The sequence below is a fragment of the uncultured Sphaerotilus sp. genome (genome assembly GCF_963924895.1).
Classification (GTDB): domain Bacteria; phylum Pseudomonadota; class Gammaproteobacteria; order Burkholderiales; family Burkholderiaceae_C; genus Sphaerotilus.
In genome coordinates, this window is record NZ_CAWURG010000065.1 from 20,991 (window position 1) to 36,739 (window position 15,749).

Genomic DNA, 15,749 nt, shown 5'->3' on the forward strand with positions numbered 1-15,749 from the left:
ACTCAGCCCGCGTGACGCGACTTGCGGATGAAACGGGTCAGCAGATCGAGTTGCTGCTGCTGCTTCACCTGGTCATCCGGATACAAGGTCGCCAGCGCGCCAATCAGATCCAGGTATTCAGAGGTACCGGGCAGGTAGTCACCCCGCTGGACGGCATCCTTCCGGGCGGCGATCACCCGATCGGCAGCGTCTTCCAGCAATCGGCAGGTGCCTGGCCAACGGCCAAGTTTCACCAGATGCGTCTGATGCTGTGTGCCGAGCCGGACCAGCTCGGCACGCAGTTCGGCTTCGCTCCCCGGCAACTCCAGCGTGATCGACAGGCAGCGCCGCAGAAATGCAGCGGGCAGCTCGCGCTCTTCGTTGGTGGTGATGACGATAAGCGGTCGCGTGCGGTCCGTGCAGCGCACCGGTCCTGCACCTGCAAAGGGCGGCGTGAACCCCTTGTTGGCCAGCACATCGAGCAGCGCGTTCGGCAGATCCGGGTCCGCCTTGTCGATCTCGTCGATCAGCAGCACGGCACGTCCATGTTCGGCATCCCATCCCGCCGGGGGAACGTGTGGCGGCGGCAACTGGCACTGGCCAACAGTTTGCTGGTGGGCGCTGCTCCACTGGTAGGCCCACCACAGCACCTGCGGCTGCACGTAATGCATCTCAGCCTGGGCGCGGTGGGCCTGCGCATCCGACAGGCGCTTGATGGCATCGACCCGCCACATCAGGTCCTGCGGCTCGGTGCGGCCGTCAATCACCACCGAGAGAAAGGGCCGCCCGGTATGCGCCGCCGCTGCCCGTGCCGTCTGACTCTTGCCAACGCCCGGCAGACCCCGGACCAGCAGCGGTCGGCCCACAGCTTCCGCGGCGCGCAATGCCGCCACCGTCTCGGATTTCAGCAGGTGCACGCTCGCGGGCCACGTGCCCTGTTCTAGGATCTCGATCGGCTTGTCGCTCGGATAGTCGGGAATGGTCGGGGTCATGGCAATTTCCTGATTTCTTCGAGGCAGAGCTTGATGGCAGCTCCCAGCCGGGATTCACGATGGTGCAACACACCGCTGTCGGCCTCTGGCACGCCCGACGGATCGATGCGGCCGATGGCCGGGATACCGAGTTCAGCACCCAGCGCAACAAACTCCAGGAACGCGTCCCGGCCCGGCCCGATCACACCGGTCAGCAGGAAGGGCTCATCTGCCATCGCGCTGATGTCGAGTTCGTCACGCAGAGCTTGAAGTCGTCCCTTGTCCAGCGGCTCTCCTGGCGTCGGATACGGCGTGGCGTTCCGGGCTTTCCAGAGCGTGGCGTGCACATCCGCTTGCCGATGCTTGCCGATGCCGACGTCCGGCAAGCCGATGTCCAATGCACGTTCCATCCTGAAACCATCGCGCTCGCTCCATTCGGAACACAGGCGGATTGGCCAGGCCATCGCGGAGGAATGCACCAGCGCAGCGGTCCCCGCATACTGGACCGGGACTGCACCAGGCGAGTCCTGCAGGTCACGCCAGTGCCGCGCCACCCGGCGGTTGATGAACAGACTGCATGGGATGGACAGGGCTTCCAGGCAACCCGCGCTCCGGGCGTGCGCCTCTGCCAGTGACCCTGGTACCAATGCCCAGGTCGATCGCGCCACCTTGAGCGCCTTCAGCAGGTCAGCCAGCACTTTCACCAGGCGCCCATGATCATGGCTGCCCAGCGGATCCGGCCCCCATCCGGCATCGACCAGGGTCCGCATGTGCGGGCGCTCCAGCACACCCTTGAGACGCTCTCTTGCGTCATTCCAGACAATCGCATCAGCCACCTTGGGCGCCGGCAGCAGTCCGGTCACCTCGGCAATCTTCCAGCGCAGCTTGAGGACGGTGTCACCCCAGTCCGAAGGCTGACCCGTCGAGGCCACAGGCAGCACGGCGGCATTGCGTTCGACGATGTCCGCCACATCGTCCGGCAGGTCCGATCGGGACATCATCGAGGTCTGCCAGACAACGGGCACGATGAGCCGCGTCCTGTCGAGGGCGGCAAGTTCCAGCGCCAGCCTGACCTCACGACGCACATAGTCGACGTCAGCACCGTTCTTGCGGCGGTTCAGTTCCGGCAACCACTGCGGCGTGATGAGCACCAGAACCACCTTCGCAGACCGGATCGCATGGTCCAGTTCGTCCGGAAATGCCGCACCAAGGTCAATGTCCTTGCGGTCGAGGAACACCACGTCCGGGCCGAACCAATCCGCCAGATGGTCAAAAAAAGGCTCGGCGAATTGATGTCGATCCGCCCGCCGATAACTGATGAAGATCGGCTGTCCCGCCCCGTTCTGCGCCACGTTTCCTCCCCGATGCTCGTCTTCTGTCAACCGCGCTGACTTTCCGCCAGTCCCCTCTGTCTGTCAATTCAGGGTCGACCGCACGGCTGCATCAGAAAACGTTTTATCTATTCATCTACTATTCACCACATGCCAACCGACGCCCTCCTCACCCACCTCCAGCGCCTCGGCCCGCTCACCTCCCCCGAGCTGCAATCCCTGCTCGCCAAGAGCCAGCCCACCGTCTCCCGCCTGCTGCGCGACCTCGGCCCGCAGGTCGTCACGCTCGGCGCCGGCCGCACCACCCGCTACGCCGTACCGCAGCCCATCCTCGGCCTGTCACCCCGCCAGCCGCTGCACTGGGTCGGCGCCGACGGCACCGCCAGCCCCTGGGGCACGCTGACGCTGCTGCACGGCGACCGGGTCCATGTGGCCGCACCGGGCATCGACCTCCTCACCGCCCCCAACGAACTCCCCTGGTTCCTCGCCCCGCTGCGGGCGCAGGGCTTCCTCGGCCGCCTGCTCGGCCAGCAGTGCGGCGCACTCGGCTTCGACACCAACCCCGAGCGCTGGACGATCGCGCAGGTGCTGTTCGCCGCGACCCGGCTGCCGGACGCACCGGGCGCGCTCGTGCTCGGCGACGCGCTGGCGCAGGCAGCACAGCCCGTCACCGTGGACACCGCCGACCCGACCGCCCGCGCCGCCGCCTACGACACCCTCGCTACCGATGTCGCCGCCACGCTGCCCGCCGGCTCCTCCGCGGGCGGCGAGCAGGCCAAGTTCCTCTGCCGCCGCGCCGACGGCCAGGGCGCCGAGCTGGTCAAGTTCAGCCCGCCACACGGCACGCCCTTCGGCGAGCGCTGGAGCGACCTGCTGCACGCCGAGGCGCTGGCGCTGCGGCTGCTCGGCGATCAGGGCATCCCGGTGGCGAACACCGAGGCCCTCCGCACCCCGCGCCGCACCTGCCTCGTCTCGCAGCGCTTCGACCGTCTGCCCCCCGCGACCACCGGCGCTCCGCTCGGCCGCACCCACGTCGTGGCGCTCGACGCCGTGCATCAAGCCTTCGTCGCCGGCCCGCGCCAGCACTGGGCCGCCACCCTCGCCGAACTCGCCCGCCAGCGCCGCGTCCCGCCCGAACTGCCGGCGCAGGCCGAGCAACTGCTGCACTTCGGCCGCCTGATCGGCAACACCGACATGCACTTCGGCAACCTGAGCCTGTGCGTCGCCCGCGAGGACATCGCGGCGGGCCGGTTCACGCTGGCGCCGCTGTACGACATGCTGCCGATGCGCTGGAGGCCGGACGTGATGCGGGGTGACCTGGACCTGCTGCCGTTCGCGCCGGATGCGGCAGCGCTGGGCTGCGCGCCGGCTCGCGCCTGGGCGCAGCAGTTCTGGGCGGAAATGGCGGAACACACGGCGGTCAGCCGAGCGTGGCGCTCGCTGGCAGCGGCGATGCAATCGAGAATCGCCCCATGACCACCTCCCCCGCCATCCTCCAGGCCCTCGCCGCCGCCGCCCTCTTCGGCGCCAGCGCCCCCCTCGCCAAACTGCTGCTGGCGCAATCCTCCCCGTGGCTGATGGCCGGCCTGCTCTACGCCGGCTCGGGCCTCGGCCTGCTGCTGTGGCGGCTCATCACCCGCGCACCCGCCGTGCACATGCCCAAGGGCGAGGCGGGCTGGCTGGCGCTGGCGATCCTCTCGGGCGGGGTGGTCGCGCCGGTGCTGCTGATGCAGGGCCTCGCGCAGATGCCCGCGTCCGGCGCCTCGCTGCTGCTCAACGCCGAGGCGGTGCTGACGGCGGTGATCGCCTGGGTCGTGTTCCGCGAGAACGCGGACCGGCGCATCGTGCTGGGCATGGTGGCGATCGTGGCGGGGGCGGTCGTGCTGGCGGGCGGGGATGCCTCCGGGTTCGGCGGGATCGGGCCGGCGGCGCTGGTGCTGGGCGCCTGTGCGTGCTGGGCGGTGGACAACAACCTGACGCGCAAGGTGTCGCTCACGGACGCTTCCTTCATCGCGATGGCCAAGGGGCTGGCCGCGGGCAGCGTGAACCTGCTGCTGGCGTGGCAGACGGGTGCGGCGTGGCCGGGCGTCGGCGTGGCCGCAGCGGCAGGCCTGCTCGGGCTGCTGGCCTATGGCGTGAGCCTCGTGCTGTTCGTGGTGGCGCTGCGTGCGCTCGGCACGGCGCGCACGGGCGCCTATTTTTCGGTCGCGCCCTTCTTCGGCGCGGCCTTGTCGGTGGCGCTACTGGGCGAGCCGGTCACGGTGCCGCTGCTGCTGGGCGGGGCGCTGATGGCGCTGGGCGTGTGGCTGCACGTCACCGAGCAGCACGGCCACCTCCACACCCACACCCCGCTCGAACACCGCCACGCCCACGTCCACGACGAACACCACCAGCACCCCCACGACGCCGACACCCCACCCGGCGAGCGCCACACCCACTGGCACCGCCACGAGCCGCTCACCCATGCCCACGCGCATTTCCCGGATGCGCACCACCGGCACCCGCACTGAAGCGGCGGAACAGCGCCTCGACCTCCTGCGGCGACCGGCCCGGCACGCTGCCCAGCCACCAGACGAGCAACTGGAACAGCGCGCCGGCCAGGCAATGCGCCCCGGCGCGGGCCGGCCAGTCGGCGTCGGGGGAAAGGTCCAGGTCCTGCTCGACCAGTTCCACCAGCATCTCGCGGAAGCGTTCCTGCACGATCTGCCCGGAACGCCGCCCGAGCAGCGCCCGGAACACCTGCTGCTGCTCGTGCACATGGGCGATCAGTCCCCCCAGGAAGGCGAGCGGCACAGCAGCCCCGGCGGTCCCCGGCTGCGGTCCTGAGGCACGCGCCCGCAGGGCCTCCCGCAGATCGGCGAGGCTGCCGCGCAGCAGCGCCTCCTTGTTGGGAAAGTGCAGGTAGAAGGTGGAGCGGCCGATGTCGGCGCGCGCGCACAGGGCCTGCACGTCGATGTCGTCCCAGCCACGCTCGACCAGCAGCGCCAGCAGAGCGTCGCGCAGCGCCTCGCGGGTGCGGCGGACACGGCGATCGGGACGGGCAGGCACGGGTTCAGGGACAGACATGGGGCGATACCGGAGGCGATGCTGGACACGCGGGCGGGACGTGTCCGGTTCTGGACCCAGGCAGGTCTGGTGATCTGGCACTGCACGCGGCTGGCCGCGACCATGGTGGACACCTCCCCATTATTGGACACGCTGTCCACCTGCCGCGATGACGTTACCGACCGCCCCTTCCACCTCATCCAGCCCGCCCGCCCGGCCTGCCCGCCCTGGCCGTGCGCTGGCTGCTCTACCCGGCGCTGGCGCTGGCCACGCTGGCCTACCTGGCCCATGCACTTGGCGGTCCGCCCGGCACGCTGGGCCGGCACTACGGCGCCTACCTCGCGGGCATGGTCGGCGTGCTGGCGCTGGTCGAGTCGCGGCACGCGCTGCGCGACGACTGGCGCATGACCCGCCCGCGGTTCCTGCGGCGCGACCTGCCCTTCCTGCTGCTGGGCGCTGCGACGCTCGGGGCGACGCAGTGGGTGGCGACGTGGCTCGCCACCCAGCTCGCCCTCACGCGCGGTCAGGCGCTGGCCGGTTGGCCGCTGCTGCCGGCGGTGGGCGTGTCGCTGCTGCTCACCGACGGGCTCTGGTACGCCGTCCACCGCTACAGCCACGAAAGCCGCAGCCGCCTCGGGCAGTTCCTGTGGCGCGTGCATGTGGCGCACCACCTGCCGCAGCAGGTCTACGTGCTGATGCACGCGATCGGCCATCCGCTGAACGCGGTCCTCGTGCGGGCGCTGCTGGCGCTGCCGCCCTACTGGCTGGGCTTCGCACCCGAAGCGGTGTTCGTCGCGGGCGTGGTCACGGGCTTCCAGGGACTGGTGTCGCATTTCAACGTGGACAGCCGGGTCGGCCCGCTGAACCATCTGCTGGTCGGCACCGAGCTGCACCGCTACCACCACAGCGCCGACCCGGCCGAGGCGGGCAACTACGGCGCCGTGCTGTCGGTGTGGGACCAGCTCTTCGGCACCTTCGTCTACCGGCCCGGCGCTGCCCCTGCCGCACTCGGCGTGGCCGATCCCCTGGCCCACCCGCGCGACACCCAGATCGCCGCCGTCTTGCGGGAACCCTGGCGTCCGCTCAGCCGGAACTGGACAAACTGAACCATCGCCCCCTACGCTGTCACCTCTGGCACGCCAGCACGACCACACCAACCGGGGGAACACACACATGCCAACCGATCTGCTCGTCATCACCGAGGTGATGCTCCTCTCAGGCGCCCTGGGCGGCCTGGTGAACGGCTTCCTGTCCGAGGCGCCCGAGACGGCGCGGCTGGCGTGGTGGAAACACGTGGTCATCGGCATCACGGCGGCCTTCATGGTGCCGCTGTTCCTGGCGATGATCTCGGCCGACCTGATCGACAAGATCCGCGGCACGGCAGGCCAGGCGGGCAATCCGGTGCTGCTGCTGAACCTGGCGGGCTTCTGTCTGGTGGCCGCGGTGTCGTCGCGGGCCTTCATCGGCTCGCTGACCGAGCGGCTGATGCGCGAGGTGCGCGACGCCCGCGCCCAGGCCGACGCCGCCACCGCCACCGCCGAGCAGGCCCGCCAGCGCGCCACCGATGCCACCGAAGCGGCGCTGACCGCCCAGTCCGACGCCGAGACCGCGCAGGCCCTCGCCCGCGCGCAGGTCGCGGAAGAGCCGGCCAGCGTCGACACCGCGGAAGACCCCGCCCCGCGCCAGCGCTCCGGCCCGCCGAGCGGCGCCGGGCTGGGCACACCGCCCGCCCTGGCGCAGGAAAAGCTGGTCCTGCTGGCCCTGACCGAAGGCGATGTCGCGCTGCGCACCGTCGCCGGACTGGCGCAGGACAGCCGGCTGGACGAGGCCACCGTGTTCACCGTGCTCGGGCACCTGCAACAGAAGGCCTGGGCGCTGCCGCTGGCGGGCAGCGATGGCCGGCCGCGCTGGTTTGCCACCGCCGCAGGCCGGGCCCAGATGCGGGTGGCGGAGCCGGCCTGACCTCCGGGCCGGCTGAAGGCTTGCTGAGCACGGGCGGGGTGATGCAGATCAGTCGGGGAACTGTGGAACTGCCCTACAGTCGGACCGTCTTTCCACTGACCCCGACACCATGCAAAAAACCACCGCACTCGCCGTCACCGCCCTCACCCTGGCGCTGTCCGCCCTGGCGGCACCCGCCGCCCACGCCGCCGACGGCTGGCAGTGGCTACCGGCCTTCAACAACCCGGCCTGGAAGCCCGACGCCTCGTTGGCCCTGACCGGCAGCCGCATCGGCCCCGGCACCGGCCCGGACGCCAACGCCTGGGGTCTGGACCTGAACTTCAATTGCGGCCTGGTGCAGACGCCGGACCAGCGCATCCGCAGTCACCTGAACCTGACGCATTCGAGCAAGAACGGCACCTCGGCGACCGGCTTCGAGGTGTCGCCGCGCTACACGGTGCCGCTGGGCGATGGCCTGTCCGCCGGTGTCGGCCCGAGCGTGGGCGCCTTCCAGGTCAGCACGCCGGGCAATGACCGCACGCTGCTGGGCGTGGGCGCCGCGGCGGGCATGAACTACCGGGCGGGTGCGCTCTACACCGGCTTCGACATCCGCTACCACGCGACCACCTCGCGCAGCGGCGTGGACTACGACCCACTGACCTTCGGCGCCAAGGTCGGCATCAACTTCTGAAGCTGATCGGTGGGACGCCGGTGTTCCGGCGTTCAGCCCTTGAGCGGGTAGCGCCGCAGCAGCTGCATCGGTGCGCCGGCGCTGGGCTCGACGTACAGGCTCAGCGCGTCGCAGCGCCACGGGCGCTCCAGCGCGGGCGAGAAGAAGGTGCGCGCCAGATCGAGCCAGACCTGGCGCTCGCCGTCGTCGGCCACCGAGTCGCTGAGCGTGCAGTGGAAGATCCAGCACTCCAGCACGTGCGGATAGCCCCAACGCACCAGCATCTCGGACTGGCGCGCGTCGAGCACGCGCCGGCTTTGCAGGCGCTGCAGGTCGGCGGCGGTGGGCGGGTCGCGGAAGCTGTCGAGATCGCGCACGCAGGTGTCGGCCAGCTGGTGGAGCTGATGGTCGGGCGCGAGCGGCTCGGCCGGCTGCAGCACGATGAAGTCCGCCAGTGTGCCGACCTCCAGCTCCGGCATGTCGAAGGCATGGATCTGCCGGCTCAGCACACACAGCGCGGCGTGCAGTCCCTGCATCGACGTGCCCTCGGCCAGCCGCATCGGCGGCTTCAGCGTGGCATGGAAGCCGTAACGCCAGGGCGTGCCTCTGCGCGCCGGCGGGGAGGGGGCGAGGTCGCTGGACGGGTCACGGCCCAGCCAGGTGCATCCGGCTTGCCACAAGGGGTGGTCGGCGGGTGGGGTGAGATAAATCGCGTATCGGGCGCTCATGAAGAAGAAATGGCGGGCATTCGGCTGTGGCATAGCCTACAGGGTTCCAGCCGGTTTCGTGCAGTCCGGCACACCAAGTTTTCCGCTTTCAGTCCGTGGGGCCGCCCTGGCGACCACCAGACGCCCCCCCGTTGTGAACACTGCACATCGGGGGGCAATCTCGCCAGTGCAAACTCCTGCCCATGCGACAAGAACAGGTGATGACCCGCGCGCGGCTGGTGCTGCCAGGGGAGGTGGTGACGGGCACGGTGGTGTTGCGGGAGGGTCGCATCGCCGATCTCGACCGCGCGCCCTCGGGGCTGCCGTCGGCGATCGATCTGGACGGTGACTACCTCCTGCCGGGCCTGGTGGAGCTGCATACGGACAATCTGGAGCGCCACGTCATGCCGCGCCCCAAGGTGTGCTTCCCGATGTGGGGCGCCGTGCAGGCCCATGACGCCGAGGTGGCCTGCGCCGGCATCACGACGGTGTTCGACGCGATCGGCGTCGGCGATCCTTACCACCAGGGCTTCCGCTCGCAGAACCAGGGCGAATTGCTGCCCGTGCTCGATGCGCTGGAAGCCGCTGGCGTGCTGCGCGCCGACCACCGCATCCACGCCCGCTGCGAGCTGCCGGCCAGCAACGCCCGCGCGCTGTTCGAGCCCTTTGCCCACCACGCCCGGCTGGGCCTGATCTCGCTGATGGACCACACGCCGGGGCAGCGCCAGTGGTCGGATCTGGACCATGCCCGCACCTACTACACCGGCAAGAAGGGCTGGACCGACGCGCAGTTCGACCACGAGGTCCAGCTCGCCCCCGCCCGCCAGCGCGACCACGCCGGCCCGAACCGCGACTGGTTCGCCGCCTACGCCCGCGCCACCGGCGTGGCACTCGCCTCGCACGACGACACCACGGCCGCACACGCCGACGAGGCCCACCACCTGGGCGCCGTGATCTGCGAGTTCCCGACCACGCTGGCCGCCGCCCGCCGCGCCCGCCACCTCGGGCTGCTGACGCTCGCGGGCGCACCCAATGTGCTGCGCGGCACCTCGCACGCGGGCAACGTGGCCGCGGCGACGCTGGTGCGCGAGGGCGTGCTGGACGCGCTGTCCTCGGACTACCTGCCGGCCAGCCTGCTGGCAGCGGCCTGGCAGCTCGCGGACGAAGGCCTGCTCGATCTGCCGGCGGCGATCCGGCTGGTCACGCTCCAGCCCGCGCGTGCGGCCGGCCTCAGCGACCGGGGCGCCCTGGCCTGCGGGCTGCGGGCGGATCTGGTGCGGGTGCGCACCGTCGCCGGACACCCGGTGGTGCGCGAGGTGTGGAGCGCCGGGCGCCGCGTCGTCTGACCCGCGGGCACCGGCGGACCGCGCAGGCCGGCCTCACGGCAACACGGCGCCGGCCCCGGTGGTGACCCGCTGGTGCGACACCTCGGACGCCGGCACGCGCCCTACCCGTTGCAGGCGCTGCAGGTGGTCGGCGAAGGTCTGCGTGTAGAGCCGGTAGGTGTTGACCGCCTGCCCCGCGGCCGTGGCCGCACCGAGCGTGGCGTAACCATCCTTGCCGGCGGCGATGAAGTCGTTGGTCACCAGCACGTAGGTGCGCGCCGGGTCGATCGCCGACCAGCGGCCGGTGGCACGGTCCTTCACTTCGACCTGGCTGAACCGCTGGCCCGCCGGCTGGCGCAGGTCCAGCGACCAGCGCAGCCCCGCCGCGTAGGGGTGCGAGCCGTCGGACTGGCGCTGGTCGAGGTGGTTGGCGACCGCGTCTTCCAGCGCGGCCACGATCTGCGCGCCGGTCAGTGACAGCTCGACCAGCACATTGGTGAAGGGCAGCACCGTGAAAGCGGTGTTCATCGACAGCGGCCCGGCGCCGATCCCGGTGCGCACGCCGCCCGCGTTCTGCAGCGCCATCTCCGCACGCGGGCTGGCCGCCAGGAAGGCCTCGGCCACCACCTGCGCGGCGTCGCTGCCGCGGGCGAGCGTGTTGGCCATCTCGCAGCCAGCGAGCGCGCCGGAGCGGTTGGTCGTCTCGCCCGGCACGCGCACGAGGCAGAGCGCCTCGGTCGCCGTGCCGATCAGGCGCTGCTTCTGCGCATCGACCTGGCCGGCGTAGCCCGACAACACCTGCACCGCCGCCGCATCCGGCACCGTGACGCGCACCTGGGGCACCTCGGCGAGCCGGCTGCGCAGCGCAGTGGCCGTGGCATCGTCCACCGGCACGAAGACACCGGCCGCGTTCTTGCGCTTGAACTGGTCGCCAATGACCAGCGACGCCTGCCCGCCGCAACGCGTCACGGCGCCGCGGGTGTCGAACTGCACCTCCATCCGCCCGAAGGCCTTGCTGTACTCCCACGCATGGCCGATGCAGACCGGATCGCCGTCGCGGTTGTTCACCACGGTCGGGTACGGCCCGGCGCTGGGCAGCCCCTGTGCACTGAAATCGCCCAGCAGGGTGTGCGAATCGCCGCCGATGACCACGTCCACGTCGGTCAGCGCCGCGGCCATCGCGCGGTCAGCGTCGTAGCCCTGGTGGGTCAGCAGCACGATGTGGCGCACGCCGCGGGCCTTGAGCGTGTCGATGGTCTGCTGCGCGGTGCGGGTCTCGTCGAGGAACTGCGTCGTCGCCAGCGGGCGCGAGGAGTTGACCGTCTTGCCGACGATGTCGATGCCGATGATGCCGACCGGCACGCCGTCGATGGTCTGGATGGTGTACGGCTGGAGGACCGCCGGGCCGTTCGGCGCCAGCGGCGTGCCGGGCGCGGGCACGACGTTGGCGGCCAGCACCGGCGTCTGGCAGGTGCCGGCATGCAGGTGGTCGAGGAAGCCGCGCAGCACGCCGTCGCCGTCGTCGAACTCGTGGTTGCCCAGCGCGAACGCATCGAAGCAGACCGTGTTCATCATCCGGGCATCGGCCTCGCCCTTGAAGAAGGTGTAGTAGAGCGAGCCGGTCACCGCGTCGCCCGCGTGCAGCTTGAGGAGCGTCGGCTGCGCCGCCTGCTGCTGGCGGAACAGGGCCGTCAGCCGCGCGAAACCACCGAGTTCGACTTGCGTGGGCACGCCGTCCAGCCGCAGTTCGGCGCCGGCGATCGGCTCCAGCTGCGAGTGGTGGTCGTTGATGTGGGCGATGTGCAGCGTCAGCGGCTGGGGGGGCGGTGCGGCCGGCGTGCTGCAGCCGGACAGGAGGGGGCCCAGCAGCGCCAGCAGGGCCACAGCGCCCCGGTTGAACAGCGGGTTCATCGGCATCGTCTCGTCTCCGGTCGGGTCTGCGGCATTGTCCGGCGCCGACGCTGCTTGACAAGCGCCGCCCGCAAACCGAAGGTAGCGGACTTGCTCCGACCCACCACAACGAACATGAACCTGCAGGGGATTCCGACCATGCTGCACCGCCGACTCTGGGCCACCCGCGCCGCCACGGGCCTGCTCCTCCTGAGCAGCCTGTCCTTCCTGTCGGGCTGCGGCAGCAAAGACGATGGCACCTCGTCCGGCAGCGGCAGCAGCGGCAACACCGGCACGCTGCGCGTCATCAACGCCACGACCCAGCGCAGCGCCGTCGGCCTGCGGATCGACGACGTGTCGCGCGAAACCGCCATCGAGCGCGACGCCACCAGCGCCACCTACCGCGTCACCGCCGGCAGCCACACCATCGCGCTGACCAACAGCAGCGGCAGCGCCCTGGCCAGCACCACGCCCACCATCGCCGCCGGCAGCGCCACCACGCTGGTGGCCTGGACGGGTGACAACAACCTGGTCAAGTACCTCAGCCTGGACGAGCTGGAGACCGTGCCCGCCAGCGGCCGCAGCAAGCTGCTGGTGTTCAACGCGGCGCGGGACGCGGGCGCGCTCGACGTCCACCTCACCCCCGCCACCGAAGCGCTGAGCGACTCGCCGCTGCTGGGCAACCTCGCCGCGGGCAGCGGCAGCAGCGGCTACTCCAGCGTCAACGCGGGCAGCCACCGCCTGCGCCTGCTCAAGGCGGGCAGCGTGCTGGCCAGCGACGTGCGGCTCGACACCACCGTGACCCTGCCGGACGCGGGCGTCGCCGCGCTGGTCATCACGCCGAGCACCGGCGGTGTGCTGGCCCATGCCCTGCTGCTGCAGCCGGCCAAGGCCGTCACGGCGCTGACCAACACGCAGGCGCGGGTCCGCATCCTCAGTGCGCTGCCGACCAATCTGCCGGTAGCCGGCACGATCAACGGCGCCACGCTGCCGCTGCTGGGCAGCTCACCCGGCTTCGGGAGCTATGCGCTGGTGCCGGCCGGCTCGTCCACCCCGCAGGTCACCGTCAACGGCGGCACGCTCACGGGCGCCTCCTGGAGCGCCGCCCCCGGCAGCGACACCACGCTGTTCGTCTGGGGCACGGCCGCTGCGCCGCAGTTCGCCACGCTGAGCGACGACAACCGCCTGCCCAGCAGCACCAGCGCCGCCCGCATCCGCCTGCTGCACGGCCTGGGCAACCTCGCGCAGGACCTGACGCTGAACATCGCCGGTGCCCCGGTCACCACCGCCAGCCGGGGCAGCATGTCGCCCGTGACCTCCGTCTCCGCGGTCACCAACACCACGCTGACGGTGACGAGCAGCGGCACGGCCGCCACCGTCTACGAACTCAAGGACAAGACGCTCGACGCCAACGGCGTCTACAGCGTCTTCCTGCTGGGCGACAGCAGCCTGCCCTCCGGCAACGGGCTGACCACGGCGGTGGTCAAGGAGCGCTGATCAGGCGGCGCGGCGGGCCGCCACCGCGGCCTCCAGCGCGTCGATGAACACGGCAGCGACGTCGAAGCCGGTCTGCTGCTGGATCTCCTGGAAGCAGGTCGGGCTGGTGACGTTGATCTCGGTGACGCAGTCGCCGATCACGTCCAGTCCGATCAGCAGCAAGCCGCGCGCGGCGAGGATCGGCCCCAGCGTCTCGGCGATCTCGCGGTCACGCGCCGACAGCGGCTGCGCAACGCCCTTGCCACCCGCGGCGAGGTTGCCGCGCACCTCCGAACCCTGCGGGATGCGCGCGAGGCAGAACGGCACCGGCACGCCGCCGATGATCAGGATGCGCTTGTCGCCGTGAACGATCTCGGGCAGGAAGCGCTGCACCATCACCGTCGTGCTGCCGTCCTGGGTCAGCGTCTCGATGATGGAGCCGAGGTTCATGCCGTCCGGGCCGACGCGGAAGATGCCCATGCCGCCCATGCCGTCGAGCGGCTTGAGGATGATGTCGCTGTGCTCGGCGTGGAAGGCGCGCACGGCCTCGGCCTCGCGCGTGACCAGCGTCGGGCCGATCCACTCAGGGAATTCGAGGATGGCGAGCTTTTCCGGGTGGTCGCGCAGCGCGGAGGGCTTGTTGAAGACGCGGGCGCCATCGCGCTCGGCCTGCTGCAGCAGGTGGGTCGCGTAGATGTATTCGGCGTCGAAGGGCGGGTCCTTGCGCATCAGCACCGCGTCGGTGTCGGCCAGCGCGACCTCGCCGTTAGCGATCACCTCGAACCAGTCCGCCTGCTCGCGGCCGGTGAGGATGACCGTGCGGCAGCGGCGCGCCACGACCCGGCTGCCGCGCACCCAGACGAGGTCGCGCGGCTCGCAGACCTGCAGCGTGTGGCCGCGGCGCGCCGCCTCGCGCATCATCGCGAAGGTGGTGTCCTTGTACGTCTTGAAGGACTCGATCGGGTCGGCGACGAACAGTACATTCATTATATTTCCTTTTGCAAGATCAACTTTTTAAAATATCACTAGAAGGCCCATTATTTATATTCGCAACAGCGTTAGCAATTGAAAAATTGAACGACTTGTTTTTACGCGCAGCCGGAAAATCCTGCATTACCGAAAACTCAATTTTCTTATTTTTAGCATCAACACTCAATTCATAGCACTCAGCATTGAACTCGTACTCATCAGGCCCAGTTACATTAATATAGAATTCAGAATAATAATTGCTATTATTTACATCAACACCGGAAGTGGTCCCACATGAAAAAATGTGTGCATCCCCATGAATCGGGCATCGATACCAAAGCGGCTCATGTGTGTGCCCAGCCAACAATAATTTTATATTTGTATTTTTTACGGCGTTCAATAAATCATAATCATTTATTAATTTTAATCCACTATCAACCCCTGGAAAGCATGGCGGAAAATGAACCATCCAAACAACTGCATATTTTTTATATCCCTCATTTATTATATTGCTTCTAATTTTATTTGTAACACTCACCATCCCCTGCAATACGGAATCAACGCGCCCTTGGCCAATATGCCCAAGAAAACCTTCGGCGTATATTTGATGTCGTAAAGAAAAATCACCAGCAACAAATATTAAACAAGAGTCTAATTTCTCCAAAATGGAGTACTTTACATAAAATTTATTTTTACATCCATCATCGTAATTTGATACTTTTTTATCAAAGTCCCAAGCCATACCAAAAAATCTCTCATATGGACCGAATCCAGGATTCAATAAAAAATCATGGTACCTATCATGATTCCCAGGGACGGTAATTATTGGAACTCCATGTTTAAACAACGAATGAAAATTATTTTTAGCTTTTGTCCAATTTTTTGGTATTTTCCCATCAAAATACTCTCTCGCAATTCTCAAGTCATCATCATCACCAGTAGAGGCAATATCTCCCGTAATTACCAAAACATCGAAATTATTTATTATCCCATGAAGTCTACTCAACAAAGCAATAGCAACATCAGAATCAAATGTGGATGGATATATTAATTTTTTCCCCCATTTTGTTATAAAATTTCTTTTAAAATCCTCGAAAACCAATTTATCAATTAAATGAGGCGCATCTTTTTCTTTTGCAACCTCAATAAAACTAGTAAAATTTTTTATCCGACTAAAATGTAAATCAGATATTTGAATAAATTTGTATTTACTCATAACTCCGCCAAAAAAATTAATTTAATGACATAATTTTTACTTTCGCCTTAACCCCTTCAGCAGGTCCTTCAGAGTGCCGGTCAACGCCAATAAGCAATTTCAAATAAGTTAAATACTTAAAATTCAAACTTATATTTTTTGCCAAATCCATCGAGAATTTCAGCGACATCCTGTTCAAGAACCACTTTATCCCGACGCTTTGCTTTCATCCAAGTGTATTTCATCTTGT

The 15,749-nt window shown here is 67.4% G+C and carries 14 protein-coding genes; 7 read left to right on the forward strand and 7 right to left on the reverse strand.

Features of this window, described 5'->3' with window-relative positions; all coding sequences use genetic code 11:
• Nucleotides 1-2: 2 nt before the first annotated feature.
• Both AABN02_RS20540 and AABN02_RS20545 read right to left on the reverse strand, forming a co-directional pair.
• Nucleotides 3-971, reverse strand: coding sequence for a MoxR family ATPase (locus AABN02_RS20540; protein ID WP_338416773.1), 969 nt, complete (start codon nt 969-971; stop codon nt 3-5).
• Nucleotides 968-2,302, reverse strand: coding sequence for a toll/interleukin-1 receptor domain-containing protein (locus tag AABN02_RS20545; protein WP_338416774.1), 1,335 nt, complete (start codon nt 2,300-2,302; stop codon nt 968-970). Before AABN02_RS20545 ends, AABN02_RS20540 begins: the two co-directional genes overlap by 4 nt.
• Nucleotides 2,303-2,431: 129 nt before the next feature.
• Between AABN02_RS20545 and AABN02_RS20550 the strand changes: the two genes are divergently transcribed.
• Both AABN02_RS20550 and AABN02_RS20555 read left to right on the forward strand, forming a co-directional pair.
• On the forward strand, nt 2,432-3,757 hold the full coding sequence (locus tag AABN02_RS20550) for a HipA domain-containing protein (RefSeq protein ID WP_338416775.1): 1,326 nt from the start codon (nt 2,432-2,434) through the stop codon (nt 3,755-3,757).
• Nucleotides 3,754-4,791, forward strand: coding sequence for an EamA family transporter (locus AABN02_RS20555; RefSeq protein WP_338416776.1), 1,038 nt, complete (start codon nt 3,754-3,756; stop codon nt 4,789-4,791). Before AABN02_RS20550 ends, AABN02_RS20555 begins: the two co-directional genes overlap by 4 nt.
• Here the strand turns inward: AABN02_RS20555 and AABN02_RS20560 are convergent.
• On the reverse strand, nt 4,739-5,347 hold the full coding sequence (locus AABN02_RS20560) for a TetR/AcrR family transcriptional regulator (protein WP_338416777.1): 609 nt from the start codon (nt 5,345-5,347) through the stop codon (nt 4,739-4,741). The genes AABN02_RS20555 and AABN02_RS20560 overlap by 53 nt on opposite strands.
• Nucleotides 5,348-5,559: 212 nt before the next feature.
• On the opposite strand from AABN02_RS20560, the gene AABN02_RS20565 reads away from it, so the two are divergent.
• The 3 genes from AABN02_RS20565 to AABN02_RS20575 all read left to right on the forward strand — a co-directional run bounded on the left by AABN02_RS20565 (nt 5,560) and on the right by AABN02_RS20575 (nt 7,958).
• Complete coding sequence (locus AABN02_RS20565) at nt 5,560-6,432, forward strand: sterol desaturase family protein (protein ID WP_338416778.1); 873 nt, start codon at nt 5,560-5,562, stop codon at nt 6,430-6,432.
• Nucleotides 6,433-6,499: 67 nt separating this feature from the next.
• A complete protein-coding gene (locus AABN02_RS20570; RefSeq protein WP_338416779.1) occupies nt 6,500-7,288 on the forward strand; it encodes a YEATS-associated helix-containing protein in 789 nt (262 codons plus the stop codon).
• 109 nt (nt 7,289-7,397) lie between these two features.
• Nucleotides 7,398-7,958 carry a hypothetical protein gene (locus tag AABN02_RS20575; RefSeq protein WP_338416780.1) on the forward strand — a complete coding sequence of 187 codons (561 nt, stop codon included), beginning with the start codon at nt 7,398-7,400 and terminating at the stop codon, nt 7,956-7,958.
• 32 nt (nt 7,959-7,990) lie between these two features.
• Here AABN02_RS20575 and AABN02_RS20580 read toward each other — a convergent pair whose 3' ends face one another.
• Nucleotides 7,991-8,665, reverse strand: coding sequence for a DUF1045 domain-containing protein (locus tag AABN02_RS20580; protein ID WP_338416781.1), 675 nt, complete (start codon nt 8,663-8,665; stop codon nt 7,991-7,993).
• Nucleotides 8,666-8,847: 182 nt separating this feature from the next.
• Between AABN02_RS20580 and AABN02_RS20585 the strand changes: the two genes are divergently transcribed.
• Nucleotides 8,848-9,990, forward strand: coding sequence for an alpha-D-ribose 1-methylphosphonate 5-triphosphate diphosphatase (locus AABN02_RS20585; RefSeq protein ID WP_338416782.1), 1,143 nt, complete (start codon nt 8,848-8,850; stop codon nt 9,988-9,990).
• A gap of 33 nt (nt 9,991-10,023) precedes the next feature.
• Here AABN02_RS20585 and AABN02_RS20590 read toward each other — a convergent pair whose 3' ends face one another.
• Nucleotides 10,024-11,886, reverse strand: coding sequence for a 5'-nucleotidase C-terminal domain-containing protein (locus AABN02_RS20590; RefSeq protein ID WP_338416783.1), 1,863 nt, complete (start codon nt 11,884-11,886; stop codon nt 10,024-10,026).
• A gap of 108 nt (nt 11,887-11,994) precedes the next feature.
• Between AABN02_RS20590 and AABN02_RS20595 the strand changes: the two genes are divergently transcribed.
• On the forward strand, nt 11,995-13,356 hold the full coding sequence (locus tag AABN02_RS20595; protein WP_338416784.1) for a DUF4397 domain-containing protein: 1,362 nt from the start codon (nt 11,995-11,997) through the stop codon (nt 13,354-13,356).
• Here AABN02_RS20595 and gshB read toward each other — a convergent pair whose 3' ends face one another.
• Both gshB and AABN02_RS20605 read right to left on the reverse strand, forming a co-directional pair.
• Nucleotides 13,357-14,322: a glutathione synthase gene (gshB, locus tag AABN02_RS20600; protein WP_338416785.1), complete on the reverse strand. Its 966-nt coding sequence runs from the start codon at nt 14,320-14,322 to the stop codon at nt 13,357-13,359.
• 19 nt (nt 14,323-14,341) lie between these two features.
• The gene (locus AABN02_RS20605) at nt 14,342-15,520 is read right to left on the reverse strand and encodes a metallophosphoesterase (RefSeq protein ID WP_338416786.1); all 1,179 of its coding nucleotides are present in this window, start codon (nt 15,518-15,520) and stop codon (nt 14,342-14,344) included.
• Nucleotides 15,521-15,749 lie beyond the last annotated feature (229 nt).

Bases quoted from the DNA above. Each gene is read 5' to 3' on its own strand.
- AABN02_RS20540 (WP_338416773.1), bottom strand. From the start codon at position 971: ATGACCCCGACCATTCCCGACTATCCGAGCGACAAGCCGATCGAGATC.
- AABN02_RS20550 (WP_338416775.1), top strand. From the start codon at position 2,432: ATGCCAACCGACGCCCTCCTCACCCACCTCCAGCGCCTCGGCCCGCTC.
- AABN02_RS20555 (WP_338416776.1), top strand. From the start codon at position 3,754: ATGACCACCTCCCCCGCCATCCTCCAGGCCCTCGCCGCCGCCGCCCTC.
- AABN02_RS20560 (WP_338416777.1), bottom strand. From the start codon at position 5,347: ATGTCTGTCCCTGAACCCGTGCCTGCCCGTCCCGATCGCCGTGTCCGC.
- AABN02_RS20570 (WP_338416779.1), top strand. From the start codon at position 6,500: ATGCCAACCGATCTGCTCGTCATCACCGAGGTGATGCTCCTCTCAGGC.
- AABN02_RS20575 (WP_338416780.1), top strand. From the start codon at position 7,398: ATGCAAAAAACCACCGCACTCGCCGTCACCGCCCTCACCCTGGCGCTG.
- AABN02_RS20580 (WP_338416781.1), bottom strand. From the start codon at position 8,665: ATGAGCGCCCGATACGCGATTTATCTCACCCCACCCGCCGACCACCCC.
- AABN02_RS20585 (WP_338416782.1), top strand. From the start codon at position 8,848: ATGCGACAAGAACAGGTGATGACCCGCGCGCGGCTGGTGCTGCCAGGG.
- AABN02_RS20590 (WP_338416783.1), bottom strand. From the start codon at position 11,886: ATGCCGATGAACCCGCTGTTCAACCGGGGCGCTGTGGCCCTGCTGGCG.
- AABN02_RS20595 (WP_338416784.1), top strand. From the start codon at position 11,995: ATGAACCTGCAGGGGATTCCGACCATGCTGCACCGCCGACTCTGGGCC.
- gshB (WP_338416785.1), bottom strand. From the start codon at position 14,322: ATGAATGTACTGTTCGTCGCCGACCCGATCGAGTCCTTCAAGACGTAC.
- AABN02_RS20605 (WP_338416786.1), bottom strand. From the start codon at position 15,520: ATGAGTAAATACAAATTTATTCAAATATCTGATTTACATTTTAGTCGG.